Annotated in this window: 28 protein-coding genes; 19 read left to right on the forward strand and 9 right to left on the reverse strand. The window is 69.0% G+C overall.

Annotated elements, in window-relative coordinates:
• Nucleotides 1–260: 260 nt before the first annotated feature.
• From D9V41_RS15085 to D9V41_RS15110, 6 genes are all read left to right on the forward strand, one after another.
• Complete coding sequence (locus D9V41_RS15085; RefSeq protein WP_121795417.1) at nucleotides 261–941, forward strand: VOC family protein; 681 nt, start codon at nucleotides 261–263, stop codon at nucleotides 939–941.
• A 20-nt stretch (nucleotides 942–961) separates the two neighbouring features.
• Nucleotides 962–2,023, forward strand: a complete 1,062-nt coding sequence (gene dapE / locus D9V41_RS15090; protein ID WP_208006890.1) for a succinyl-diaminopimelate desuccinylase — start codon at nucleotides 962–964, stop codon at nucleotides 2,021–2,023.
• Entirely contained in the window at nucleotides 2,020–2,751 is a 732-nt protein-coding gene (locus tag D9V41_RS15095; RefSeq protein ID WP_121795419.1) for an LOG family protein, read from the forward strand. Before dapE ends, D9V41_RS15095 begins: the two co-directional genes overlap by 4 nt.
• 4 nt (nucleotides 2,752–2,755) lie before the next feature.
• On the forward strand, nucleotides 2,756–3,313 hold the full coding sequence (locus D9V41_RS15100; RefSeq protein ID WP_279432357.1) for a DNA-3-methyladenine glycosylase I: 558 nt from the start codon (nucleotides 2,756–2,758) through the stop codon (nucleotides 3,311–3,313).
• 111 nt (nucleotides 3,314–3,424) lie between these two features.
• Nucleotides 3,425–3,586 carry a DUF3117 domain-containing protein gene (locus D9V41_RS15105; protein ID WP_121795420.1) on the forward strand — a complete coding sequence of 54 codons (162 nt, stop codon included), beginning with the start codon at nucleotides 3,425–3,427 and terminating at the stop codon, nucleotides 3,584–3,586.
• Between the two features lie 4 nt (nucleotides 3,587–3,590).
• Nucleotides 3,591–3,932 (forward strand): hypothetical protein, encoded by a 342-nt coding sequence (locus D9V41_RS15110; protein ID WP_121795421.1) that lies wholly within the window; start codon nucleotides 3,591–3,593, stop codon nucleotides 3,930–3,932.
• Here D9V41_RS15110 and D9V41_RS15115 read toward each other — a convergent pair whose 3' ends face one another.
• Nucleotides 3,933–4,679: an O-methyltransferase gene (locus D9V41_RS15115; protein WP_341770330.1), complete on the reverse strand. Its 747-nt coding sequence runs from the start codon at nucleotides 4,677–4,679 to the stop codon at nucleotides 3,933–3,935. It abuts the gene before it with no gap.
• A 67-nt stretch (nucleotides 4,680–4,746) separates the two neighbouring features.
• On the opposite strand from D9V41_RS15115, the gene sigE reads away from it, so the two are divergent.
• Both sigE and glsA read left to right on the forward strand, forming a co-directional pair.
• Complete coding sequence (sigE, locus tag D9V41_RS15120) at nucleotides 4,747–5,298, forward strand: RNA polymerase sigma factor SigE (RefSeq protein WP_121795422.1); 552 nt, start codon at nucleotides 4,747–4,749, stop codon at nucleotides 5,296–5,298.
• Nucleotides 5,299–5,309: 11 nt separating this feature from the next.
• Complete coding sequence (gene glsA / locus D9V41_RS15125) at nucleotides 5,310–6,470, forward strand: glutaminase A (protein ID WP_121795423.1); 1,161 nt, start codon at nucleotides 5,310–5,312, stop codon at nucleotides 6,468–6,470.
• A 2-nt stretch (nucleotides 6,471–6,472) separates the two neighbouring features.
• Here the strand turns inward: glsA and tatB are convergent, their stop codons facing one another.
• The 4 genes from tatB to D9V41_RS15145 form a co-directional block, all read right to left on the reverse strand.
• Nucleotides 6,473–6,769, reverse strand: a complete 297-nt coding sequence (tatB, locus tag D9V41_RS15130) for a Sec-independent protein translocase protein TatB (protein WP_243697303.1) — start codon at nucleotides 6,767–6,769, stop codon at nucleotides 6,473–6,475.
• A 26-nt stretch (nucleotides 6,770–6,795) separates the two neighbouring features.
• Nucleotides 6,796–7,938, reverse strand: coding sequence for an Mrp/NBP35 family ATP-binding protein (locus tag D9V41_RS15135; RefSeq protein WP_121795425.1), 1,143 nt, complete (start codon nucleotides 7,936–7,938; stop codon nucleotides 6,796–6,798).
• Nucleotides 7,939–8,004: 66 nt separating this feature from the next.
• Nucleotides 8,005–8,520 (reverse strand): DUF1003 domain-containing protein, encoded by a 516-nt coding sequence (locus D9V41_RS15140; RefSeq protein WP_121795426.1) that lies wholly within the window; start codon nucleotides 8,518–8,520, stop codon nucleotides 8,005–8,007.
• Nucleotides 8,517–9,779: a magnesium transporter MgtE N-terminal domain-containing protein gene (locus D9V41_RS15145; protein ID WP_166376064.1), complete on the reverse strand. Its 1,263-nt coding sequence runs from the start codon at nucleotides 9,777–9,779 to the stop codon at nucleotides 8,517–8,519. Before D9V41_RS15145 ends, D9V41_RS15140 begins: the two co-directional genes overlap by 4 nt.
• 54 nt (nucleotides 9,780–9,833) lie before the next feature.
• On the opposite strand from D9V41_RS15145, the gene D9V41_RS15150 reads away from it, so the two are divergent.
• A complete protein-coding gene (locus D9V41_RS15150) occupies nucleotides 9,834–10,715 on the forward strand; it encodes a DMT family transporter (RefSeq protein WP_121795466.1) in 882 nt (293 codons plus the stop codon).
• A gap of 1 nt (nucleotide 10,716) precedes the next feature.
• Here the strand turns inward: D9V41_RS15150 and D9V41_RS15155 are convergent, their stop codons facing one another.
• Nucleotides 10,717–11,220: a hypothetical protein gene (locus tag D9V41_RS15155; RefSeq protein ID WP_121795427.1), complete on the reverse strand. Its 504-nt coding sequence runs from the start codon at nucleotides 11,218–11,220 to the stop codon at nucleotides 10,717–10,719.
• A gap of 221 nt (nucleotides 11,221–11,441) precedes the next feature.
• Between D9V41_RS15155 and D9V41_RS15160 the strand changes: the two genes are divergently transcribed.
• Nucleotides 11,442–12,635 carry an acyl-CoA dehydrogenase family protein gene (locus D9V41_RS15160; RefSeq protein ID WP_121795428.1) on the forward strand — a complete coding sequence of 398 codons (1,194 nt, stop codon included), beginning with the start codon at nucleotides 11,442–11,444 and terminating at the stop codon, nucleotides 12,633–12,635.
• 69 nt (nucleotides 12,636–12,704) lie between these two features.
• Here D9V41_RS15160 and D9V41_RS15165 read toward each other — a convergent pair whose 3' ends face one another.
• Nucleotides 12,705–14,612 carry a choice-of-anchor I family protein gene (locus D9V41_RS15165; RefSeq protein ID WP_208006891.1) on the reverse strand — a complete coding sequence of 636 codons (1,908 nt, stop codon included), beginning with the start codon at nucleotides 14,610–14,612 and terminating at the stop codon, nucleotides 12,705–12,707.
• 97 nt (nucleotides 14,613–14,709) lie between these two features.
• On the opposite strand from D9V41_RS15165, the gene D9V41_RS15170 reads away from it, so the two are divergent.
• The 9 genes from D9V41_RS15170 to D9V41_RS15210 all read left to right on the forward strand — a co-directional run bounded on the left by D9V41_RS15170 (nucleotide 14,710) and on the right by D9V41_RS15210 (nucleotide 21,013).
• Nucleotides 14,710–15,186 carry a YflT domain-containing protein gene (locus D9V41_RS15170; protein WP_121795467.1) on the forward strand — a complete coding sequence of 159 codons (477 nt, stop codon included), beginning with the start codon at nucleotides 14,710–14,712 and terminating at the stop codon, nucleotides 15,184–15,186.
• A gap of 82 nt (nucleotides 15,187–15,268) precedes the next feature.
• The gene (locus D9V41_RS15175) at nucleotides 15,269–16,303 is read left to right on the forward strand and encodes a MaoC family dehydratase (protein ID WP_121795468.1); all 1,035 of its coding nucleotides are present in this window, start codon (nucleotides 15,269–15,271) and stop codon (nucleotides 16,301–16,303) included.
• Nucleotides 16,300–16,881 (forward strand): histidine phosphatase family protein, encoded by a 582-nt coding sequence (locus D9V41_RS15180; RefSeq protein WP_121795429.1) that lies wholly within the window; start codon nucleotides 16,300–16,302, stop codon nucleotides 16,879–16,881. Before D9V41_RS15175 ends, D9V41_RS15180 begins: the two co-directional genes overlap by 4 nt.
• Before the next feature lie 23 nt (nucleotides 16,882–16,904).
• Nucleotides 16,905–17,729, forward strand: coding sequence for a PHP domain-containing protein (locus D9V41_RS15185; protein WP_121795430.1), 825 nt, complete (start codon nucleotides 16,905–16,907; stop codon nucleotides 17,727–17,729).
• A 72-nt stretch (nucleotides 17,730–17,801) separates the two neighbouring features.
• Complete coding sequence (locus tag D9V41_RS15190) at nucleotides 17,802–18,923, forward strand: SRPBCC family protein (protein WP_243697297.1); 1,122 nt, start codon at nucleotides 17,802–17,804, stop codon at nucleotides 18,921–18,923.
• On the forward strand, nucleotides 18,920–19,600 hold the full coding sequence (locus D9V41_RS15195) for a DUF4166 domain-containing protein (RefSeq protein ID WP_121795431.1): 681 nt from the start codon (nucleotides 18,920–18,922) through the stop codon (nucleotides 19,598–19,600). The genes D9V41_RS15190 and D9V41_RS15195 overlap by 4 nt, the downstream gene beginning before the upstream one ends.
• Nucleotides 19,597–20,220: a TetR/AcrR family transcriptional regulator gene (locus D9V41_RS15200; RefSeq protein WP_121795432.1), complete on the forward strand. Its 624-nt coding sequence runs from the start codon at nucleotides 19,597–19,599 to the stop codon at nucleotides 20,218–20,220. Before D9V41_RS15195 ends, D9V41_RS15200 begins: the two co-directional genes overlap by 4 nt.
• Before the next feature lie 50 nt (nucleotides 20,221–20,270).
• Nucleotides 20,271–20,720 carry a hypothetical protein gene (locus tag D9V41_RS15205; protein WP_121795433.1) on the forward strand — a complete coding sequence of 150 codons (450 nt, stop codon included), beginning with the start codon at nucleotides 20,271–20,273 and terminating at the stop codon, nucleotides 20,718–20,720.
• Nucleotides 20,717–21,013, forward strand: a complete 297-nt coding sequence (locus D9V41_RS15210; RefSeq protein WP_121795434.1) for a transcriptional regulator — start codon at nucleotides 20,717–20,719, stop codon at nucleotides 21,011–21,013. Before D9V41_RS15205 ends, D9V41_RS15210 begins: the two co-directional genes overlap by 4 nt.
• 4 nt (nucleotides 21,014–21,017) lie before the next feature.
• Here D9V41_RS15210 and D9V41_RS15215 read toward each other — a convergent pair whose 3' ends face one another.
• A complete protein-coding gene (locus D9V41_RS15215) occupies nucleotides 21,018–21,851 on the reverse strand; it encodes an alpha/beta fold hydrolase (RefSeq protein WP_121795435.1) in 834 nt (277 codons plus the stop codon).
• Nucleotides 21,851–22,648 carry an SDR family NAD(P)-dependent oxidoreductase gene (locus D9V41_RS15220; protein WP_243697298.1) on the reverse strand — a complete coding sequence of 266 codons (798 nt, stop codon included), beginning with the start codon at nucleotides 22,646–22,648 and terminating at the stop codon, nucleotides 21,851–21,853. The genes D9V41_RS15215 and D9V41_RS15220 overlap by 1 nt, the downstream gene beginning before the upstream one ends.
• Nucleotides 22,649–22,666: the final 18 nt, after the last annotated feature.

The following is a 22,666-nucleotide window of genomic DNA, read 5'->3' on the forward strand; positions in this document are numbered from 1 at the left end:
CCCGATCATGTTCCCAATCTAGAGAAGGCCACCGACACTTTTCGGCCCTTGTTCACAACGCCCCCATGGGTGGTCGAGTAGGTCCGAGGAACGAGGGCCGTATCGAGACCACGCCACGTGAGATGGTCTCGATACGCGGCTCGCAGAGCTCGCCGCTACTCGACCACCTAGAACTTGCGTAGGTGGTCGAGTAGGCCCGAGGAACGAGGGCCGTATCGAGACCACGTTGCGGTGTCGGCGGGTGGGGTTAGCGTGAGGGGATGGCGGCTCCACTCGTGGAATTCAAGGACCTGTGTATCGACGCGGTCGATCCGCATCGCGTGGGTCCGTGGTGGGCGGAGCGGCTCGGGCTGCGCTTCGAAGCGTTCGACGACGGCGACGGTGTGCTGCGCGGCGAGCGTCCCGGCGAGACCATCTGGCTCAATCGCGTGCCCGAGCCCAAGTCCGTCAAGCACCGCGTCCACCTCGACCTGTCCGCCCACGACCTCGAACTGTTCGCCACGTCGCCCCAGTTGAGCGAACACGGCCAGTTTCCGTGGACGGTGTTCGAGGACCCGGAGGGCGGCGAGTTCTGCGTCTTCGTCGTCGAGCCGCACCATTCCACCGGCCTCAAGGACGTCGTCGTCGACGCCGCCGACCCCGAGCGCATCGCACACTGGTGGGGCGACATCTGGGGCGTGCGCGCCCAGGACGGCGACGGTTACAGTCACCTCGACGGCGTCCCGGGAGCTCCCGTCGAGTCCTTCGACTTCGTGCCGGTGCCCGAGCCCAAAGCCGTCAAGAACCGCATCCACTGGGACGTGCGGCTGCTGCCGGAGGCCACGCTCGACGATCTCGTCGAGCGGGGAGCGCAGGTTCTCCGTCCTCGAGACGACGAGATCCAGTGGACGGTCATGGCCGACCCCGAGGGCAACGAGTTCTGCGTGTTCGAGCGCGATTGAGACCCCCTAGGGTGGGGGACGTGCCCGAACTCGATCTCTCGGTCGGCGTCGTCGACCTCACCGCCGATCTCGTCAACATCGCCTCGGAGAGCCTGCACGAGGACGACATCGCGGACGCGGTGGAACGCGCGCTCTCAGCGTTGCCCCATCTGACAGTGCACCGCGATGGTCACTCGATCGTCGCCGCGACGTCGCTCGGGCGTTCCGAGCGGGTCGTCATCGCCGGGCACCTTGACACCGTCCCCGAGAACGGGAATCTGCCGGCACGCCTCGACGGCGAGACCCTGTGGGGGCTGGGCACGTGTGACATGAAAGGCGGGGTTGCGGTGGCGCTCAAGCTCGCTGCCGAGCTGGGCGCTCCCGTCCGCGACGTGACGTACGTGTTCTACGAGGCCGAGGAGATCGCGGCGGAGTACAACGGCCTCGGCCGCATCGCTCGCGAGCACCCCGAGTGGCTCGAGGGCGACTTCGCGATCCTCATGGAGCCCTCGAACGCGGGGGTGGAGGCAGGCTGCCAGGGCACGATGCGAGCCGACATCCGCACCAGCGGCGAGCGGTCCCACTCAGCACGCTGGTGGATGGGCAGCAACGCGATCCACAAGCTCGGTGCCGCGCTGCGCACGCTCGACGACTACGCGCCCCGCGAAGTGCCGATCGACGGTCTGGTGTACCGCGAAGGCCTCAACGCCGTCGGAATCCGCGGGGGAGTGAGCGGCAACGTGATCCCCGACGAGGCCGTGCTCACGGTCAACTTCCGTTTCGCCCCCGATCGCAGCGAGGATGACGCGCTGGCGCACCTACGCGAGGTGTTCGCCGGCTACGACCTCACGGTCACCGACTCGGCGCCGGGTGCCCTCCCGGGACTGGCCCGGCCCGCCGCGGCCGCCTTCATCGAGGCGGTCGGCGGGCAGGTCGGCCCCAAGTTCGGCTGGACCGACGTCGCCAAGTTCACCCTGCTCGGGATCCCCGCGGTCAACTACGGACCCGGCGATCCCTCCTTCGCGCACAAGGCCGACGAGCACGTGCCCGTCGCGCATCTGCGCTCCGTCCACGAACGACTCACGAGGTGGTTGACCCCATGACTCAGCAGCGGCCCTCCGAGTGGCGGCGCGGCCCCATGCGCCTGCGCCGTGACCAGGTGCCCGACTCCACGACCGACCAGCGTCTCCTGGACCACCGCGGCCCCCACGACTGGGTCCACACCGATCCGTGGCGCGTGCTGCGCATCCAGGCGGAGTTCGTCGAGGGCTTCGGTGGCCTGGCCGAACTCGGCAAGTCCGTGGCGATCTTCGGTTCGGCCCGTACCCCTCCCGAGAACCCCATGTACGAGGCGGCGCGGCAGGTCGCTCGTCGGCTCTGCCAAGCCGGCTACGGCGTCATCACCGGAGGCGGCCCCGGCATCATGGAGGCCGCCAATCGCGGCGCGAGCGAATGCGGCGGCGTCTCGGTGGGCTTGGGCATCGAGCTTCCGCACGAACAGAGCCTCAACGACTGGGTCGACATCGGGATCAACTTCCGGTACTTCTTCGTGCGCAAGACGATGTTCGTCAAGTACTCGCAGGGCTACATCGTCATGCCGGGCGGCTTCGGCACGATGGACGAGCTGTTCGAGGCGCTGACCCTCTCGCAGACCGGCAAGATCACCACGTTCCCGATCGTGCTGTTCGGCTCCGAGTACTGGGGCGGGCTCATGGACTGGCTCCGCACCACGATGCTGCCCGCCGGAATGATGGTGCAAGAGGACCTCGACCGCATCCACGTCACCGACGACGTGGAGGACGCTGTGCGCTGGTTCGTCGAGAAGGACTGACGCGGTGGACGTGCGTTGCGCATGGGCCACGGGCGCCGACCCGCTCATGCGCGAGTATCACGACACCGAATGGGGACGCGAGCTGCACGGTGATGCGGCGTTGTTCGAGCGCATCAGTCTCGAGGCGTTCCAATCCGGGCTGAGCTGGTCGGTGATCCTCCGCAAACGCGAGGCCTTCCGGACCGCGTTCGCCGGCTTCGACCCAGCGACCGTCGCCGACTTCGGGGCCGAGGACGTCGAGCGCCTCGTGCAGGACGTCTCGATCGTTCGCAATCGGCGCAAGATCGAAGCGACGATCGCCAATGCGCGCGCCGTCGTGGCGCTCGACGGCGGTCTCGATGAACTGCTGTGGTCGTTTCGCCCCGACGCCGACTCGGCGCCGCGATCCATGGCCGACGTCCCGGCCGTGACGCCGGAGTCCATGGCGCTCGCCAAGGAACTCAAGCGTCGCGGGTTCGCCTTCGTCGGACCCACGACGGCCTACGCGCTCATGCAGGCCACCGGCATGGTCAACGACCACCTCGTCGACTGCGTCGCGCGTCCGATCGGACGGCACGACTGACGGTTCCAGGCGCAAACGTGGACGGCCCTGTCGCCTGGCGTCGGTGCGATGGGCGATAATAGTCAGGCACGTCGGGCCCATCGCCCGGCGTCCACGACGAGAGGGGAACACATGGCGGCCATGAAGCCTCGGACCGGCGACGGACCGATGGAGGTCACCAAGGAGGGGCGTTGCATCGTCATGCGCGTCCCGCTCGAGGGTGGGGGACGACTTGTCGTCGAGCTCACCAACGAGGAAGCTGCAACACTCGGCGACGCCCTCAAGGCTGTCTGAGCACGTGTTCGGGCTCTCGGTGCGCTGGTCGTTGACCAGCGCACCTGCGGGTGCTCTCGAGAAACTCCGCGCCTACGTGGAGGACGAGTCCTTCACGCGTTTCGCCAGCCTCTCGGGGCTGCGGTTCAAGACGTGGCGCGCCCGCGAGGGGGAGTGGTTCGAGGGCACCTACGTCTTCGTGTCGGCGCAGGCGCGCCAGGAGTTTCAGGACGAGTTCGTGGCGGGCGCTGAGCAGGCCCCCGCCACCCGGGTGCTCGGCGTGCCGCCGGTCGTCGAACCCTTCGAGGTCGTCGCGGTCGTCCGCGGCCCCGCGGGCTTCCGGTCGGCGCCGCGGTTCGAACAGTAGTCAGCCCGCGACCTGCACCGCGAGCAGGCCGTCGCCCAGCGGGATCAGCAGGCTGCGTAACGTCTCTTCGTTGCGAACCCGGGTGATGAGGTCGCGAATGGCGGCGGTCTGCGGATCGCGCTGTGCGGGATCGGCGACGCGGTCGTGCCAGAGCGCGTTGTCGAAGACGATGACGCCGCCCGGCCGCACCAGCCGCAGCGCCTCGTCCAGGTACTCGCCGTACTCGACCTTGTCGCCGTCGACGAAGACGAGATCGTAGCCGTGGTCGATGAGACGCGGGAGTACCTCGAGGGCGGACCCGGTGATGAGCCGGAAGCGTTGCGGAGCGATACCGGCCGCCGAGAACGCCTCGCGGGCGAGTCGCTGGTGTTCGGCCTCGAAATCGACCGACGTCAGCACGCCGTCAGGTGCCATGCCGCGGAGCAGGTAGAGCCCGGAGACCCCGGCGCCGGTGCCGATCTCGGCCACCGCCTTGGCCGATACGGAGGCGGCGAGGAACGACAGCGCTGCCCCGGCGCCTGGACTGACCGGAACGGCGCCCAGTCGCTCGCCGTGGGCGCGCGCGTTCGCCGCGTGGTCGTCTTCGGGGTGCAGGTCTTCGGCGAAGGCCAGGCTCGCTGCGGTGGTGATGATGCTCTCCTCGTCCGAACCGTTGTCGTGCCTCAGCCTAGCGCTTCGCGACTGCGATGCCGGGCCGGACTCGCGGGAGGCGCGACACCGTGAGACACTGTTAGTGAAGAACGTCACAAGGCGACTGGGCGAACCGTCAGCCGTTTCTGGGGCTCTTCTCAGTATCAGGCCTGAGGATCGAAACATGGAGTCGAACACACTGCGGTGGGACGAGATCGTCGACGCACACTCGCCCCAGGTGTATCGCCTGGCGTACCGGCTGACCGGAAACCGTCAGGACGCCGAGGACCTCATGCAAGACGTCTTCGTGCGGGTATTCAACTCCCTCGAGAGCTACGAGCCGGGCAACTTCGCCGGGTGGATTCACCGGATCACCACGAACCTCTTTCTCGACAAGGCCCGCAAGGCGCAGCGGCAGAAGACGCTGGCGCTCTTCGATGACGCGGAGGAGCGGATGCCGAGCGCCGACGTGCTCCCCGAGTACGTCGTCCACGACGCCGGCTTCGACCCGGACGTCGAGACCGCGCTTGGCTCGCTGCCCCGCGAGTTCCGGGTGGCCGTCGTGCTCTGCGATGTCGAGGGCCTCAGCTACGAGGAGATCTCCGATGTGCTGGGCGTCAAGCTCGGTACCGTACGTTCGCGCATCCACCGCGGCCGGGCGCAGTTGCGCGCCGCCTTGTCCCATCGCGAGCCGTCCCGCGGACGCACCCGCTTCCTCGGGCCCGTCGGCGTGTGAGCATAGAGGGCATGGACAGCGATCCGGTTGGCGATGCCCTGACCTCGGTTCTCGACGACCTCCGCGGTCAGGACGAAGGAGAACTCTCCGCTGAGAACGCCGGCCAGTCGGCTGCGTCCGATCTGTTCGCGCTCGTGCTCGTCGGGCCGTTCGGCGACGTCCACGCTGCGGGCGACGCTGAGCATCGCTTCACGGTTCAGTCGATCGCCAAGGCGTTCGCTTTCGCCCTCGCGCTGCAATCGCACGGACCGGAAGCGGTGTTCGAGCGGGTCGGGCTCGAACCGACCGGCGAACCCTTCCACGCGATCAGCGTCGCGCCCGACACCGGCCGACCGGCCAACCCGATGATCAACGCCGGCGCGCTCGTGACGACGTCGATGGCCCCCGGCGACAGCGCCGACGACAAGGTCGATGCGCTGGTGTCCCTGATGTCACGGTGCGCCGGTCGCGAACTCGAGGTCGACGAGGAGTTCGCCGCTGCCGAGGCTGAGTCCAGCGACCACAACCGAGGAATCGCCTACGTGCTCGCGTCGCTCGAGGCGCTGGCCTGCCCTGTCGAGACCGCCCTCGAGACCTACTTCCGGCAGTGTGCTGTGCGCGTCGACGCGCGCGACGTCGCGACGATGGCCGCCACGCTCGCCTTCGGTGGACGCAATCCGGTGACCGGCGACCGCGTCATGGATGCGGCGATCGCCCGCGACGTGGTCTCGGTGATGGCATCGTGTGGCATGTACGACGCGTCGGGGGAGTGGGTCGCGCGCGTCGGTCTTCCGGCCAAGAGCGGCGTTTCCGGAGGGATCATCGCCGTCGACCCGTCGGAGTTCGGCGTCGCGGTGTTCAGTCCGAGACTCGACAGCGTCGGCAACAGCACCCGCGGTGTGCGTGCCCTGGAGGAGCTCTCACGCCGCTTCGGCCTGCACATGTTCGCTGATCGTCCGGAGACCTCGGCGCCACTGGTCAATCTCGTGCACGAGGACGACCGGACCATCGTGCGTCTGCAGGGACACATCGGCTTCGGCACCGCGGTGCAGGTCGCGCACCGGCTGCGAGAGGAAGCCCGCGAGGGGCGCGCCGTTGCGCTCGACATGTCCGACGCCGACCGGCTCGACGACGCATGCGGGACCGTTCTGCGTCGTGTTGCCGAGGACCTGGACGCCGAGATCGCGGACTGAGCTCAGGTGGCTTCGTCGTCGAACGGGGGTACCTCGCCGGGACGGAGAATGCGCGTCTCCTTGACCGGCGACGGGGTCGTTCCGGCGTCCTCTTCCAGGAGTTCGCGAACGCTGGCTCGCGGGTCGAGATCGCGCCAGTCGTCGCCGATCTCGCGTTGGAGGTCCGACTTGGCGTTGTCGGCCATCTGCTTGACGGTCCGCACCATGCGTGCGGCCTGACGGGCGAGCTCGGGAAGCCGGTCCGGGCCGAACACGATCATCGCGACGATGAGGATGACCGCGATCTCCGGCCAACCCATTCCGAACACGGCTCAGGGCCTTGGGGTCACAGGCGCCCGGCGGGCGAGAGGCCGAGCTGCATGCCGGCAAGCCCGCGCTGGCGACCGCTCAACGTATCGGCGATCTCCTGGAGGACAGTGGCGGAGGGGGCCGCGGGGTCGGCCGTCACGATGGGCTCACCGGTGTCGCCGCCCTCGCGGAACTTCTCCTCCAGCGGCACGCGGCCGAGCATCGGGACGTCGTAACCGAGGCGGGCGCTCAGACCTTTGGCGACCTCGTCGGCGCCGCCGGAACCGAAGATCTCCATGCGCTCGCCGTCGGGAAGCTGCAGGTAGGACATGTTCTCGATGACGCCGACGACGCGCTGGTGCATCATCGAGGCCATCGTGCCAGCACGCTCGGCGACTTGGGCGGCGGCCTGCTGCGGGGTGGTCACGACGACCACCTCAGCACCGGGAAGGTGCTGGCCGAGGCTGATCGCCATGTCGCCGGTGCCGGGCGGAAGGTCGAGGAAGAGCGCGTCCAGGTCGCCCCAGTAGACATCGGCGAGCATCTGCACGAGTGCGCGGTCGAGCATCGGGCCGCGCCACGCGACGACCTGGTCCTTGCGGGGCTTGAGCATGCCGATGCTCATGACCTTCATGCCCTCGGCGGCCGGGACCGGCATGATCATCTCTTCGACCTGGGTGGGGCGCTGATCGCCCAGGCCCAGCATGTCGGGGATCGAGTGTCCGTAGATGTCGGCGTCGACGATGCCGACCTTGAGGCCGCGGCGGGCCATCGCGAGAGCGAGGTTGACGGTCACCGAGGACTTGCCGACGCCGCCCTTGCCGGACGCGATCGCGTAGACCTTGGTGAGCGATCCGGCTTGCGCGAACGGGATCTCCCGCTCGGCGCGTCCGCCGCGCAGGTGTTCTTGCATGGCCTTGCGCTGCTCGTCGGTCATGACGCCCATCTCGACCGTCACCAGGTGCGCCGGCGCGACCTTGGTGACCGCTGCCGTGATGTCGCGGTTGAGCGTGTCCTTCAGCGGGCACCCCGCGACGGTGAGCAGGAGGCGCACCGTGACAGCCTCGTCGGTGATGGTGACGGCGTCGACCATCCCGAGTTCGGTGATGGGGCGCTTGATCTCAGGGTCGTTGACGGCGGAGAGCGCCTCGCGGACCTGGGCTTCGGTGACGGCAGCCATGGCTCCCATCGTACGGCCCGGGTCCAGCGTGGGCTGCGGCCGCCCGCGGGCCGGGACGCCGCCGCGTCAGCGGCCGGGTTCGGACGACGGCTCGCTGTCGTCGTGCCGCTCGAGTTCGGTGACGAGCGAACGCAGTTCGCCGCGCAGGAAATCGCGGGTGGCGACCTCGCCGAGGCTGAGCCGCAGGCTGGCGACCTCGCGGGTGAGGAACTCCATGTCCGCGTGTGCGCGGGCGGCCGCGTCACGATCCTGCTCGGCGGCGATGCGGTCGCGCGCCTCCTGGCGATTCTGCGCGAGCAGGATCAGCGGCGCGGCGTACGAGGCCTGCAACGAGAGCATGAGCGTCAGGAAGATGAACGGGTACTCGTCGAAGCGTGGCCGGTCCGGACCGAACGGAACGTTCCAGACGATCCACACCGCGATGAAGATCGTCATCCACATGATGAACGTCGCGGTGCCCAAGAAGCGGGCCGCACCTTCGGCGAACCGACCGAACCGTTCGGGGTCGGGATCGCGGCGGGGGCGCAGCGATCGTCGCGGGTCCCTCGGTTGGTCGAGTCGGGCGCGCTCTCGATCGGTCATCGGACCAGACCCCCTTCCGTGGACGTGTCGTCTTGCTCGCGCCACCCTTCGGGCAGCAGATGGTCGAGGACGTCGTCGATGGTCACGGCGCCGAGCAGGTGCTGGTTCTCGTCCACGACCGGCAGCGCCACCATGTCGTAGGCGGCCAGCAGGTTCGCGACGTGCGACAGCGAGGCCTCCGGACGCGGCCAGTCGATGTCGCCCTCGACCATGGCGCCGACCAGCGTCGACGGCGGCTCGCGCAGGAGCGCCTGGAAGTGCACGACGCCGAGGAAGCGCCCGGTGGGCGTCTCGACCGGGGGTCGGCACACGTAGACCATGGCGGCGAGCGCCGGTGGCCGTTCGGGCTCCCGAACGAGCGCGAGCGCCTCCGCGACCGTGGCGCCGGGGGGCAGGATGACCGGCTCGGTCGTCATCATGCCGCCGGCCGTGCGGTCCTCGTAGATCATGAGGCGCCGGACGTCTTCGGCGTCATCGGGCTCCATGAGCCGGAGCAGTTGCTCGGCCGCTTGCGCGGGAAGTCCGCCGAGGAGGTCTGCGGCGTCATCGGGGCTCATCTCGCCGAGGACGTCGGCTCCGCGCTCGGGATCGAGGACGCCGAGGATCTCGGCCTGGAACTTCTCGGGCATCTCCTCGAGGACGTCCGCGAGCCGCTCGTCGCCGAGTTCCGCCACGATCTCGAGGCGCCGCTTGGGGGTGAGGTCGCGAAGGGCGTTGGCGAGGTCGGCCGGCCGCATCTCGTCCATCGTGGCCAGCAGATGGGTCGCGCCCTGCCCCCGCTCGTCCTGAGCGAGGCCGGTGAGCTGATCCCACGCCAGCACGTGGCTGGGGCCGCGGCGACCGAACCGCTTGCCCTTCTCCTGGACGGCGACGTCGGAGACGTACCAGTCGCGGCGCGGATCCTGATCGATCGCGATGTCGTACACGCTGCCGGTCTGCCCTTCGCCGAAGGTCACCGTGCGGTCGAACAGCTCGTGGACGGCCAGCGTCTCGGCGCGCCGTTTCTCGAACCGTCGCACGTTGAGTACTCCGGTCGTGATGATCTGGCCCGAGTCCATCGAGGTGACGCGGGTGATCGGAAGGAACACCCGTCGCCGTCCGAGCACCTCGACGACGAGACCGAGAACGCGGGGACGTTGTCGTGCCGACCGCACGGCGAGCACCACGTCGCGAAGCTTGCCGACCTGGTCGCCCACGGGATCGAAAACGGCCTGCCCGACGATGCGGGACAGGAAGATGCGTCCGGTGGTCGTGCTCACGCTCAAACCCTACCGGCGTGAGTTCTTCCGAGCCTCATCCGCGAGACTGTGATCGTGACCGTACTGCTGCTCGCCGTGGCGATCCTGGGAGTCTCGGCCTCAGGGCCGCTGATGGCAGCCACGACGGCGCCGGCGCTCGCCATCGCCTTCTGGCGCAACGCCACGGCGACGGTGCTGCTCGCGCCCGCCGCGTTGACGAGAGGACGGCCCGAGCTCGTGGGGCTGACGCGGCGGCACTGGACCGTGGTGGTCTTCGCCGGGGTGATGCTCGCGGCGCATTTCGCCACCTGGATCTCCTCGTTGAAGCTGACCTCCGTCGCGGCGGCGATCGCGCTCATCTCGATGCAAGTGCTGTGGGTCGTGCTCATCGACATCCTGCGCGGTGTCTGGCCAGGCCCCGGCGTGCTGGTGGGCTGCGTGCTCGCGATCGCCGGCGTGTTCGTCATCACCGGCGTCGACCTGTCGCTGTCGCGCGAGGCGCTCCTCGGCGACGGCCTGGCCCTCGCGGGCGGCCTGTTCGCCGCGTTGTACGTCGTCGCCGGTGCGCGAGCTCGCGAGACGCTCGGCACGACGACGTATACGTTCCTCGTCTACGGCGTCTGCGCGGCGACCCTGCTGGTCGCCTGTGTCCTCAGCGGCGTGCAACTCGGCGGCTTCTCGGCTCGCGACTGGGCGCTCATCGCCGCGGTCACGGTGTGCGCACAGTTCCTCGGCCACTCGATCATCAATCACCTGCTCGCGGTGATGACGCCCGTGGTGATCTCGCTGGCGCTTCTTCTCGAAGTCCCGGTGGGGGCGATGCTCGCCGCGGTGTTCCTCGGTGAGGCGCTGCCGTGGGCGACCTACGGCGGCCTGGTGTTGATCCTCGCCGGCTTGGCGGTCGTGACGCTCGCTCGCGGGCGACGCCAGCCGACCGAGACCCTCGTCGGCGACTGACTCAGACCGGCCAGCGGAAGCCGCGGCGGCGGAGCGCCAGTCCGACGACGACCAGCACGGGAGCGGCGACCAGGGCGCCGATCGTCATCGTCCGCGACGTGCTCTCGGCCAGGCGCGAGGAGACGGCGATCGTGCTGAGACCGCCGCCGGTGCAGACGAGCTTCTCGAGCGAGAGGAACTCGTCGTCGAGCAGCAGGACGGCGGACTCGCCGTCGATCTGCGTCGTGCGCGTCTCGGCGAGCTCCCGCGGCTCGTCGTTGCTCGTGCATCGGACGGCCGATCGGTCCGTGTCGGCCGGCAGGGCCCACACGGCGACGGAACGGCCCGGCTCGCTCACCCGGAACTCCTCACCGGCGCGGTAGCGTTCGGCCGCGAAGCTGCCGGGCATGGATCCTCGCTCGTGCGCCATCCACGCGGCGAACGGCCCGACCACGAGCGCGCTCAGGCAGGCGATCGCGAAGAGTGAGACCGTGCGGTGGAAGGACGAGGACGTTCCGGCGCTCACGGGTTCTCCGTGTTCGTCAGGTTCTCGGACACCCGGAACGGGACGGGTGCGTCCACCGATGCTCGGCGCGAGCGTGATCGTCGAGAGCGCATGGACGCCATCATGCCGGAGGCCGGGCGCCGACCCTTCCCAGAACGCCGCCGCGGCTACTCGCTAGTCACTTCTCCTGCGATGCGCGGTACAGTCGCGTCGATCACACCTGTCACCCGAGGAGGATCCGCATGGGTCGTCTAGTCCGCACCGAAGGCCTGACCGAAGAGCAGGAAGAGATTCTCAAGGTCGTACGCCAGTTCGTCGAGAAGGAGATCCTCCCTGTCGCGACCGAGCTGGAGCACGCCGACGAGTACCCGACGGACATCGTCGAGGGCCTCAAGGAACTGGGCATCTTCGGCCTCATGATCCCCGAGGAGTACGGCGGACTGGGGGAGTCGCTGCTGACCTACGCGCTCGTGGTCGAGGAGATCGCCCGCGGCTGGATGAGCGTCTCGGGCGTCATCAACACCCACTTCATCGTCGCCTACATGCTCAAGCAGCACGGCACCGAGGAGCAGAAGCAGAAGTACCTTCCGCGGATGGCCACCGGTGAGGTGCGCGGGGCGTTCAGCATGTCCGAGCCCTCGCTGGGCTCCGACGTCTCTGCGGTGTCCACCAAGGCGACCAAGCTCGACGACGGCTCCTACGAGATCACCGGTCAGAAGATGTGGCTGACCAACGGCGGCTCGGCCAATCTCGTCGCGGTGCTGTGCAAGACCGACGAGGGCCAGGACTCGGTCTACAAGAACATGACGACGTTCCTCGTCGAGAAGGAGCCCGGCTTCGGCGAGACCGCTCAGGGCGTCACGATCCCGGGCAAGATCGACAAGATGGGCTACAAGGGCATCGACACCACCGAGATGATCCTGGAGAAGCACAAGGTCGGTGCCGACCAGATCCTCGGTGGCGAGTCGGGCAAGGGCTTCTACCAGATGATGGACGGCGTCGAGGTCGGACGCGTCAACGTGGGCGCTCGCGCCGTCGGCATCGCCAACCGCGCCTTCGAGCTCGGTATCTCCTACGCGCAGCAGCGCGAGACCTTCGGTAAGCCGATCGCGCAGCACCAGGCGATCCTGTTCCGCCTGGCCGAGATGGCGACCAAGGTGGAGGCGGCGCATGCGATGGTCGTGCGAGCGGCGCGGCAGAAGGACGCCGGCAAGCGCAACGACGTCGAGGCCGGTATGGCGAAGATGCTGGCGAGCGAGTACTGCAACGAGGTCGTCGAGGCGTCGTTCCGCATCCACGGCGGGTACGGCTACTCCAAGGAGTACGAGATCGAGCGCCTGTACCGGGAGTCCGCGTTCATGCTCATCGGCGAGGGCACGTCCGACATCCAGAAGATGATCATCGGTCGCGCCCTCCTCAAGGATTACGCGATCTGATCCGCACCGCGTCGACGTCATACGTCCCGAGGGCCGGAGCCCTCGGGACGTATGACGTGATGGAGTGGCTCAGCTGCGGAGGCGACGGGCGAGGATCGTTCCGCCGGCGCCCGCGGCGAGGAGCACACCGCCCATAGCGAACCACCACGGTGAGAGGTCCGCTCCGGCATCGGGCAGCTCACCGGACACCCGGCGAACGGTCGTCGCCGGTTCCGTCGGTGTCGGCGGCGTCGGGGCGCTGACGCTCGGAGTCGGTTCGGCCCCCGGACCCGGTTCCGGGTCCGGTCCCGGTGTCTCGCTTCCGGCCACGTTCACGGCGAAGAAGGTCGTCGACCCGGACACCTCGTTGCCGGTGACGAGCAGCGGTTCGCCCGTCGGAGAGTCCTCGGCGGCGACGAACGCGAGCCCCTCGGGCCCGAGGTCGCCCGCGCGCCGCAGGACGTCCGCCGGATCGCCGCCGGTGTCGATCTCGTCCTCGGCCGAGACCGCGAAGTCGCGGTTGTTGGCATAGCTGACGAAGCTCGGATGCTGCGGATCGGTGATGTCGTAGACGACCACGCCACCGACTCTCTCGAGGCCGATGAACGCGTACGTGCGGTCGCCGATCTGTCCGATGGCGAGGTTCTCCGGTTCCGGTCCCTTGTCGTCGCTGCGGCCCTCGAAGTTCGACTCGCTGTGGTTGGAGTTGAAGAACTCGGGAACCGCCTGGGCGACGATCCGCTCGAGCTCGTCTCCGGAGTCGAAGACCAGCGTGCCCTCGGTCGTCCAGATGGAGAAGGACCGCCCGCCGAAGGAGTAGAGCTGCTCGTAGCACGAGCCGTCGGCCCGGAGGCCGTCCGCCAAGCTCACATTGAGCCGTCCGAGGTCGGCATCGCCCGTCAGCGCGGCGGCGGGGCTGTCTGCGCAGATCGGCGGGATTCCGTCGTCACCGAGGTCCTTGACCCGCGCGTCTTCGGTGTAATCGCCCCACTCGCGTGCATCGCCCTCGTTCGCCGTGACGAGGTAGGTCTGGCCGCCGGCGTCGTACGCGCCGATCCCGTCGGGCTGGTAGACGCCGAGCACCGGCTGCGGGGCGATCGTGATGGCACCGTCTCGGTCGGACGGGTCGAGACCCTGCCCGGGCTGGCCGTGGTCTTTGAACCCGAGCGGCCAGATGTCGGTGACCGTGGCGCTGGCGAGATCGACCACCGCGACGGCGTTGTTCTCCTGCAGGGTCACGTACGCCGTCGTGCTGCTGGCGTCCACCGTGACGTACTCCGGTTCCAGGTTCGCCGAGATCGGGAACGCGGTGTTCACCTCCGGGCCGAAGATCCGCACGTCCTCGGGGAGAGTGCGCGTCCCACCGGCCTCCCACTCGTGGAAGGTCGCGGTGCGGACCGCTGCTTGGGCCGGTGCCGCCAGATCGCTGGGCAACGTGACCACCGAGATCGACCCCTCCGGGTCGATGCTGTAGTCGTCGGCCGGCTCGGCCTCGTTCGCGGAGACCGCGAGGCGTCCGTCGGGGGACACGCTCACCATGTCCGGTTGGATGCCGACCTGGACGGCGCCGAGCACGGTCAGCGTCGCGGCGTCGGCGAACAGCAGCCAGCCCGGGTCGGTCTTCGTGGGCGCCTCGATCGCCGCGACGACCAGGCCGTCGGCGCGCACCGACAGCGAGTTGACGACGGCGCCGTCGGGGAGGGTGCCGCCGGCCGCGATCGTGCCGATCGCGGTGGGTGCAGTGGGATCGGAGGCGTCCAGGACGTCGATCAGACCGGACTGCGCGTTGACCACGAACGTGCGCTGCGTCGCCGCGTGGAAGGCGACGATCTCGGCGGCGCTCTCGTCGAACTGGCCGGTGTGATGCGTGCCGACCGGCGTCAGGGTGAGGGCCGACTCGGCTGGATCGGGAAACTGGACCGCGGCGGCCGAGACGCTGGCGAGGCCGAGCGCCGCGATACAGCCGAGGGCGGTGAGGGCGGGGAGACGAAGGTTCACGCGAGGACGCTAGAACGGCTCGGCGACCGTGGGGTGTCGGCGGGATGAACGGTTTTCGTCCCACGTGGAGGACGTCCGCGCGGTCTACGCTGGACACATGGCACAGATTTTCTCCCTGGAGTACCCGCAGTCGCTCGGCCTGTACGACGACTACGAGGAGGCGCAGCGCGTGGTCGACTACCTCTCCGATCAGGAGTTCCCCGTCGAGAACGTGCTGATCGTCGGCACCGACCTCAAGCAGGTGGAGCGCGTGACCGGCCGCCTCACCTGGGGCCGGGTGATCCTCAGCGGGATCGCCAGCGGCGCGTGGCTCGGTCTGCTCGTCGGTCTGCTGCTGGGGATCTTCGCGGCCGAGGGCCAGTGGCTGAGTGCCGTGCTGACCGGTCTGGTGCTCGGCGTCGTGTGGGGCGGCATCCTGTCCGCGGTCTTCTACGGTCTCCAGCGCGGCCAGCGCGACTTCTCGAGCGTGAAGACGATCCTCCCGGGCAAGTTCGAGCTCCTCGTCGAGCACAAGCACCTCGCTCGCGGTCAGGAGCTCCTCGCTCAGCGGCCGGGGGCCGGCGCGACGTTGTGATCTGGCCGGCTCGGACCCTGCGCCCCGCGCGACGGACGATGCGACATGATGAGTGTCGTATGTCACCGAGCGTGAGGATGTCATGAGCAAGACGAACCCGGGCAACTTCTTCGAGGACTTCACCGTCGGTCAGGTGATCGAGCACGCCACCCCGCGGACGGTGACGGAGGGCGACCGGGCGCTGTACGGCGCCCTGTATCCGACCCGCTTCGCGGTACCGTCGTCCGCGCAGTTCGCCGCCTCCGTCGGCTTGTCACCGGCGCCCGTCGAAGAGCTCGTCGCCTTTCACATCGCCTTCGGCAAGACGGTCCCGGACATCTCGCTCAATGCCGTGGCCAATCTGGGCTACGCCGAGTGCCGTTTCCACCGGCCCGTGGTGCCGGGCGACACGCTCGCGACCCGATCCGAGGTCATCGGCCTCAAGCAGAACTCCAACGGCAAGAGCGGCGTCGTGTACGTCCGCTCCACCGCCACGAACCAGCGCGGCGAGGTGGCGCTGGACTGGGCCCGTTGGGTGATGGTCCGCAAGCGCGATCTCGACGCGCCCGCTCCCGAGATCGTCGTGCCCGACCTCGCGCCGGCCGTCGCCGCCGAGCATCTCGTCGTTCCGAACGGTCTGGACTTCTCCGACTACGACACTGCGGCCGCCGGCGAACCGCACCGCTGGGACGACTACGCGGTGGGGGAGCGGATCGATCACGTCGACGGCGTGACGCTCACCGATGCCGAGCACATGATGGCCACGCGGTTGTGGCAGAACACGGCGAAGGTGCACTTCAACGTGGAGGCGCGGCCCGACGGTGCTCGTCTCATCTACGGCGGCCACATCATCTCGATGGCGCGCGCGCTGTCGTTCAACGGACTCGCCAACGCTCAGCTCATCGCCGCGATCAATGCGGGCGCTCACACTGCCCCCGCGTTCGCCGGTGACACCGTGTACGCGTGGTCGGAGGTGCTGGAGAAGGCCGAGACCGCGGCTCCGGGCGTCGGTGCGCTGCGGCTGCGACTCGTCGCCACCAAGGGCCACGACCCGTCGATGACGCTGCGCGGCGAGGACGGCAAGTACGCTCCGCACGTCCTGCTCGACCTCGACTACTGGGCGTTGATCCCGCAGTGACCGAGGCGCCCGCGGCTCCCGAACTCTGGCTCGCCCGCCACGGGGAGACCGCCTGGAGCAAGTCGGGCCAGCACACATCGTTCACCGATCTGGCTCTCACCGACGTCGGCGAACAGCAGTCCGAGAAGCTGCGGCCGCTGCTCGCTGAGGTGTCGTTCGATCTGGTGCTGACCAGTCCTCGGCTGCGCGCCCGTCGGACAGCGGAGCTCGCCGGGTTCGCCCATGCCGAGGAGGACGGCGACCTGGTCGAGTGGGGCTACGGCGATTACGAAGGACTCACGACGGAGACGATCCGCGAGACGGTGCCGGGCTGGTCGGTATGGACTCACCCCTCACCGGGCGGCGAGTCCGCCGAGCAGGTCGGTACACGGCTCGACCGCGTCGTCGCCCGCGCTCGCCGGGAAGGACGCACGCTCGTGTTCGGTCACGGGCACAGCCTTCGTGCGCTCACCGCACGCTGGCTCGGTCTCGGGGTCGAGCACGGCCGCCTGTTCCTGCTCGACACCGGCACGTACTCGGTTCTCGGTGAGGATCGCGGCACGCCGGTCGTGACGAGGTGGAACGTCGAGAGCCGATGAGCGTTCGACGCTAGCCTGAGCAGGTGCGCATCGACCTCCACACGCACTCGACCCGTTCGGACGGCACCGACGACCCGGCCGTACTGGTGCGCAAGGCGCGCCAGGAGGCCGAGCTCGACGTCGTCGCCCTGACCGATCACGACTCCACCGCCGGCTGGGCGGAGGCGAGCGAGGCGGCTGACGCCGTGGGCATCCGGCTCGTTCGCGGGATCGAGATCTCCACGCGCTACCGAGGCGCCAGCGTGCACCTTCTGGGCTACGAGTTCGACCCCGACTACGCGCCGCTCGTCGACGAGCTGCACCGCGTCATCGCCGGACGTGATCACCGCCTGCCGCTCACCGTCGCCAAGCTCAACGAACTCGGATACGAGCTCACGGTCGAGGACGTGCACGCGGCGGCGGAGGGGACGGTGTCCTCGGGTCGTCCCCACATCGCCGATGCCCTGGTGGCGAAGGGGTACGTGCGCAACCGCGACGAGGCGTTCGCGACGTTGCTGACGCCGGGCAAGCCGGCGTACATCGACCGCTACGCCGCCGACCTCTTCCGAGCCGTCCGGCTCGTGCAGGAGGCGGGCGGCCGGGCGGTCATCGCTCATCCGTGGGCCCGGGAGAGCCGCCGCCTCCTCGGCGAGGCGACGTTCGCCGAGCTGGCCGCATTGGGCTTGGCCGGGATCGAGGTCGACCATCAGGATCACGACGCCCGGGCCCGTGCCGAACTGGCCGCCATCGCCGACCGCCTCGACCTCGTCACGACCGGGTCGAGCGATTATCACGGCAGCGGCAAGACCGGCTTCGACCTCGGGTGCAACACGACCGCTCCTGATCAATTCGAACGACTCCTGGGCTGATTCCCTCTTTCTTGAGCACCTGCTCAATTTCCTGTATCGTCCGAATTGAGCGAGTGCTCAAGAAGGGTGGGTGTGGAGGTGGACAGAGCCACCGTCGTGAAAGGTGCCGGGTCAGGAGCCGTGCTCGGCACCGCTGTCGCTGCGGTGTTCGGCGGATTCGTCGTTCTGCCGGGAATGATGTTCGCAGCGTCTTTGCCGTCGCTGGTCCTCGACGGCGTGGTGTTCACCGGGATCGTGGCGGTCGGACTGCTCGTCGGACTGCTCCACGGTCTGGTGCTCGGCGTTCTCGCTGCGGTGGTCTGGTCGGCGGCACGATCGCGAATGACGACGGAGCCGGCGCTGGATGCCGTCGCGGTCGCCACCACGGTCGCGGTACTGGCGTCGTACGTCGGGGTCGGCGGCGTGGGCGCCTGGTCTGGCGGATTGCTCCTGGGCGTGACGGCGGGCATCGCCGCGCGACTCGGCGTTCGTCAGGTGGCGGTCGATCGCGGGCTCGCGCCGCTGCGGCCTGCGGGTGACCGGCTTCGCGGCCGCATCTACGTCGAGACGCGTATCCGTGCGCCGCTGGATCGGGTATGGGCGCTGACGCAGGAGCCCGAGCAGCACGCCCGATGGGATCTGCGGTTCGGCCGGATCGAGCCCGTGGGGAGCGACGCGGGTGCACTCCGGTTCAGCTACTCGACCTTGGGGGTGGCGGGCCAGGGCGTGCACGTGGGTGATCGGTGGCGCCAGAGTGGCGGTGCGACGTCCTCGTTGCGCTTCGCCTCGTCCCATCGGTTGTCGCCCATCGCCGAGGGAGCCGGCTACTGGCGCTATGAGCCGTCGGGGGAGGGGCTTCGCTTCCTCACCGGCTACGACTATCGCCCCCGCTACCCGCACATCGATCTGGTCTTCCGTCCGCTCATGGCCTGGGCGACGGCATGGTCCTTCGACCGGTTGCGGCTGTGGGCCGAGCGCCACCAACGACCCGGACGATCCCTCGTGGTCGCGTTCGCTGATTTCGGTGTGCGGTGCGCGACGGTCGCCGTCGCAGGTGTCGCGGGCGACGGGCTGACGGCCGCGGCGGCAGCGATCCTCATGCGGTGGGTGCCGGTTCTCCCGTGCGTTCCGTCGGCGAGTCGCTGTCTGCGACACCCGCCGGATGCGCGGTCCGGCACCGCGCCGCAGGCGCTCGCCACGTTGGAGGACGCATGACGAGCATCTTCGGCCAGGCGCTCGGCAGTGAGTTCGCTCGTCTGCACCCGGCCCTGCGGCGTCGGTTCGGTCTCGAGCCTGACCAGACCTGTCTCGGGCGAGGAGTGATGCGGCGCGTCTGGCGCGGCCCCGCGTACCTCGAGCCGTTCCTGCGTCTCGGCACCCTGCGCAACATCCTGTTCCCCGAGAGCGGCTGGAACGTCCCGTTCACGATCGAGAACCACGCGTACGTCGATGGCCTCGGGCGCGAGACGGTCTCCTTCGTGCGCACCTTCGACGTCGCGAACGGTCGACGCCGCCGCTTCGATGCGACGATGATCCAGGTACCTGGCGTCGGCGTCGTGGACTTCCTCGGTACGCATCAGCATCTCGCCGTGGCGCTCGACCTCCAGGTGGTCGACGGCGCGCTCGACATCCGCAGCCGAGCCCAGGCTTTCGTGCTTCCCGGTGGCCGCTCGGTTGCTCTGCCGCTCTGGGCCACCGTCGTCGCGCGCGTGCGCGAGCGTTACGACGATGAAGCCCAGGAGTACGTCATCGACGTGCGCGTCGAGCATCCGCGGTGGGGCCCGGTCTTCGGTTACGACGGCCGGTTCGTCTGCGAGTTCGCCGAGCGTCCCGCGTCCGCCCTGGTGATGCCGTATCGCGAGCGAGCAGCCCCCGTAGGCTGGGCCGCGTGACGACTGCCAAGTCCGAGGATACGAAGCGACGGCTCGTTCAAGCCGCGATCGACACGATCAGCTCCGAGGGCATCGCCAAGGTGTCGGCTCGCACCATCGCCGAGCGGGCCGGACTGGCCCAGGGACTGGTGTTCTATCACTTCGGGACGGTGAGCGATCTGATCGGGGAGGCGTGCCTGGAGGCCACCCGCGCCCGGGTGGATCGTTACGCCGCGCGCTTCGACGCGGTCGACGATCTGACCGGTCTGGTCGATCTTGCCGACGACCTGCACCGCGAGGAGCGAGCGGCAGGGACGGTGGCGGTGCTGGGGCAGATCCTCGCGGCAGCCCAGGCCGATCCGGCGCTCGCCGTCGCGGCCGGCGACGCTCTGGCGCTGTGGACCGCACGCGTGAGTGACGTCCTGCGCCGGGTGTTGGCAGGGTCGCCGTTCGGCGACATCCTCGCTCCGGACGCACTCGCCGAACTGGTCGCCGCTGCGTTCGTCGGCATCGAGCTCACGGAGCCGACGCGCGGTGACGACGGCCTCGACCGGGCGCTCGGGTCGATCCGCCGGCTCACGAGTGCGATGGACGATCTCGGACCCGTCGCGCGCCGAGCGGTTCGCTCGGCGCTCAAGTGACTTTCCTTGACGGCTTGCCACGTCGGAAAGTGGCGCATACTCTTTCCACTATGGAAAGTCGAGAAGAGTTCGACCGCGACGCAGCGCGTGAGGCCCTGGCGTCGATCGACAAGGCACGTGACGATGTCGCCGAGCGGGCTCGCGCTCCCCGGGGTTTCTACACCTACCTCGCGGTGGGAGCTGCACTGCTGACGGTCTCCTTCGCCGTCGGTACCTGGTGGCGGCTGCTGCTCGTGCTGGTCGGCGCCGGCATCGTCTTCAGCTCCATCCGGTGGTACCGCAACAGCACCGGCGTGTGGGATTTCGGGAACCCCTTCGTTCGCGAAGCGTGGCGCTACTGGCTCATGATCGTGCCGTTCGCCCTCGCGCTGGTGGCCACCGCGATCATCCGGGACGTCGTCGTCAGCGTGGTGCTGGGAGGGCTGATCGTGGTGCTGTGGAGCGTCGTGGGGCCGCAGTGGGACCGGGACTACCGGCGGGCGCTGCAGGAACCGCGATGACCGTAGGAGTGGAAGGCTTCGACACGGTCATCCATGCGCCGCACCGACTGCAGATCTGCGCGGTGCTGGACACCGTCGACCAGGTCGAGTTCGCCGTGCTGCGCGAGACGCTCGGGGTGAGTGAATCGGTGCTGAGCAAGCAGGTGAAGGCCCTCGAAGAGGCCGGCTACGTGACCGTCTCGAAGGGCGTGAGGGACCGACGAGTGCGCACGTGGGCCGCGTTCACCACAGCGGGCGTCAAGGCCTACCGTGCCCACGTCGCCGCGCTTCGCAACATCGTCGGAACGCCGTGAGGGGTCAGTGCTTCGTCAGGAAGGGGAGCCAGGCGTCGACGAGTTCCTCGGGCGCTTCGACGGCGGGGGAGTGCGCGGACGACGGCAGCACCACCACCTCCGTGCCGAGGCGCCGGGCCATGTCGTCTTGCGTCTCGAACGGCCACGCGTCGTCGTTCGCCCCGCGAGCGACCCAGCACGGCAGCTGCGTCTCGGCCACGTCGTCGATCAGGTCCGGAGCGTCGATGAGGTGCTGCGTGATGGCCTTGAGGGCGGCCGGCACTCCCGACGTGAAGCGCTTGGCCAGGAACGCGGTGATCTGCGCCGGGCGTTTGACCCCCTTCTCGCGCAGTTGGTGAATCTGTAGCAGCGGGACTTGGCCGATCGCCGCGACCACGTGCTTGAGGGGGCGCGTCGGGGAGTCGCCGAGGGCGCCCGGCCCGCTACACAGCAGACTCAGTGATGCCAGGCGGTCAGGAGCAGCGAGAGCGACGCGCTGGGCGACGAGCCCGCCGAACGAGTGTCCGAGAAGGTGGAAGCGCTCGTCCTCGAACGCGGCTTCCGCCAAGGCCAGTGCATCGCCGGCGAACGCCTCGAGCGAGTAGTCGTCGTCGAGGGAGCCGGGAGTCTCGTACTGGCCGCGCTGGTCGTAGGCGACGACGTCGAAACCCCGGGCGGCCAGCAGCGGCAGGATCGGCGTGAAGTCCTCCTTGCTCCCCGTCCACCCGTGGACCAGGAGCACCGAGCCTCGCCGGCTGCCTTCGGCCCGCGCCACGTGCACCGCGTGATCGCACCGCGGCGTGACGACCCGCGTGACCTCGACGCCCGCAGGGATCTCGAGAGTCTGCGGAACGCTCATCAGCGGCCTCGCTTCGCGACCTTGGCGACGAGCCCGATCGGCAGGTGCCGGGCCAGCGTGGCGAGCACCTTGTATCGCAGCGAGGGGATCGACAGCGGCTTGCCCTTGCCGAGATCCTTGAGCGAGGCCTTGGCGACCTTGTCGGACTTGAGCCACATCCAGCGGGGAATGTCGGAGATGTCGGCGTCCATGCGCTGATGGAACTCGGTACGGGTGAAGCCGGGGCAGAGCGCCTGCACGACGATGCCCGCCTCGGAATACTGCAGATGCGCCCACAGCGAGAGGTTGACCAGCCAGGACTTGTGCGCGGAGTACGCACCGCGCGGCGTGAAGGCCGCGACGCTGGCGACGTTGATGATCGCTCCGTGGCCTCGTCCCGACATCGCCTTCAGCGCGGCGTCCATGAGGTGCATGGGAGCGCGGACGAGGAGGTCGAGTTGCCGGTCCTCGTCGGCGATGGCCGTCGTCCCGAACCATCCGGCGATCGACGCGCCTGCGTTGTTGACCAGCAGATCGACCGGCCGGGCGTTGTCGGTGATGCGGTTCGCGACACGCGCGAGGTCGGCGTCGTCGGTGAGATCGGCACGCAGCACCTCGGCATCCACCCCATGCTGCTCGCGCAACTGCTGTGCGAGCTGCTCGAGACGCTGCTCGTCGCGCGCCACGAGCACGAGATCGGTGCCCTGGGACGCGAGCAGCCGTGCGAACGAGTTCCCGATGCCGGCGGTAGGGCCGGTGACCAGTGCGCGAGCCGTCATGACGACAGCATGCCAGCCGACGCGCACGATGACGCGCACGCATCGGTCTCCTCGGCG

Origin of the sequence: Aeromicrobium phragmitis, assembly GCF_003674095.1 — a bacterium.
GTDB classification, from domain to species: Bacteria; Actinomycetota; Actinomycetes; order Propionibacteriales; family Nocardioidaceae; genus Aeromicrobium; species Aeromicrobium phragmitis.

Excerpts from the sequence above, each read along its gene's own strand:
- D9V41_RS15210 (WP_121795434.1), top strand. The coding sequence starts at position 20,717 with ATGACCGTAGGAGTGGAAGGCTTCGACACGGTCATCCATGCGCCGCAC.
- D9V41_RS15085 (WP_121795417.1), top strand. The coding sequence starts at position 261 with ATGGCGGCTCCACTCGTGGAATTCAAGGACCTGTGTATCGACGCGGTC.
- D9V41_RS15205 (WP_121795433.1), top strand. The coding sequence starts at position 20,271 with ATGGAAAGTCGAGAAGAGTTCGACCGCGACGCAGCGCGTGAGGCCCTG.
- D9V41_RS15135 (WP_121795425.1), bottom strand. The coding sequence starts at position 7,938 with ATGGCTGCCGTCACCGAAGCCCAGGTCCGCGAGGCGCTCTCCGCCGTC.
- D9V41_RS15105 (WP_121795420.1), top strand. The coding sequence starts at position 3,425 with ATGGCGGCCATGAAGCCTCGGACCGGCGACGGACCGATGGAGGTCACC.
- D9V41_RS15140 (WP_121795426.1), bottom strand. The coding sequence starts at position 8,520 with ATGACCGATCGAGAGCGCGCCCGACTCGACCAACCGAGGGACCCGCGA.
- tatB (WP_243697303.1), bottom strand. The coding sequence starts at position 6,769 with ATGGGTTGGCCGGAGATCGCGGTCATCCTCATCGTCGCGATGATCGTG.
- D9V41_RS15175 (WP_121795468.1), top strand. The coding sequence starts at position 15,269 with ATGAGCAAGACGAACCCGGGCAACTTCTTCGAGGACTTCACCGTCGGT.
- D9V41_RS15195 (WP_121795431.1), top strand. The coding sequence starts at position 18,920 with ATGACGAGCATCTTCGGCCAGGCGCTCGGCAGTGAGTTCGCTCGTCTG.
- D9V41_RS15170 (WP_121795467.1), top strand. The coding sequence starts at position 14,710 with ATGGCACAGATTTTCTCCCTGGAGTACCCGCAGTCGCTCGGCCTGTAC.
- D9V41_RS15095 (WP_121795419.1), top strand. The coding sequence starts at position 2,020 with ATGACTCAGCAGCGGCCCTCCGAGTGGCGGCGCGGCCCCATGCGCCTG.
- D9V41_RS15160 (WP_121795428.1), top strand. The coding sequence starts at position 11,442 with ATGGGTCGTCTAGTCCGCACCGAAGGCCTGACCGAAGAGCAGGAAGAG.
- sigE (WP_121795422.1), top strand. The coding sequence starts at position 4,747 with ATGGAGTCGAACACACTGCGGTGGGACGAGATCGTCGACGCACACTCG.
- glsA (WP_121795423.1), top strand. The coding sequence starts at position 5,310 with ATGGACAGCGATCCGGTTGGCGATGCCCTGACCTCGGTTCTCGACGAC.
- D9V41_RS15215 (WP_121795435.1), bottom strand. The coding sequence starts at position 21,851 with ATGAGCGTTCCGCAGACTCTCGAGATCCCTGCGGGCGTCGAGGTCACG.